This is a genomic window from Gluconobacter sp. P1D12_c, from assembly GCF_018812105.1.
Lineage (GTDB): Bacteria > Pseudomonadota > Alphaproteobacteria > Acetobacterales > Acetobacteraceae > Gluconobacter > Gluconobacter oxydans_A.
Window position 1 is genome coordinate 1 of record NZ_JACSIQ010000614.1, and the last position, 410, is coordinate 410.

Below are 410 nucleotides of genomic sequence, written 5' to 3' on the forward strand. Positions count from 1 at the left end.
CCCCTGGTCAAGGCCGGCCCTTTCCCGGTTCGTGCCGGTGAAGCCCTTGTCGGTGTAAATACGATCGGCAGAAACACCGAGTTTGAGCAGTTCCTGATGCTGGGCCGCGAGATCCTGTTTGTCCGTCGAGCAGCGGGCATAGCCGATCATTATGTGTGTCATACGGGAAAGTGTAACGTATAAGGCCCCATGACTGCAAAACATATGGTACCACCTTTATGAGACACAGCACACGGCTGTATTCCATGACGTGTTGCACTTGTCCGGGACAGTCCGTCCAACGATCCCCTTCCGGACACATGAAGGAGACATCCGATCATGGCGCGGCGCCGTCTTCTGACCCGTGAAGCTCTCGCCCGACATTACGAGCCTTCTGTCGATGATCGCGAGATCACGAGACATTTTACACT

1 protein-coding gene is annotated in these 410 nt (G+C 55.1%); it reads right to left on the reverse strand.

The genetic code is table 11. From position 1 onward, the window contains the following. Positions 1-162, reverse strand: a 162-nt coding sequence (locus tag KP705_RS18400) for a recombinase family protein (RefSeq protein WP_215765346.1), incomplete at its 3' end; no start/stop codon positions are given. Between the last annotated feature and the right edge of the window lie 248 nt (positions 163-410).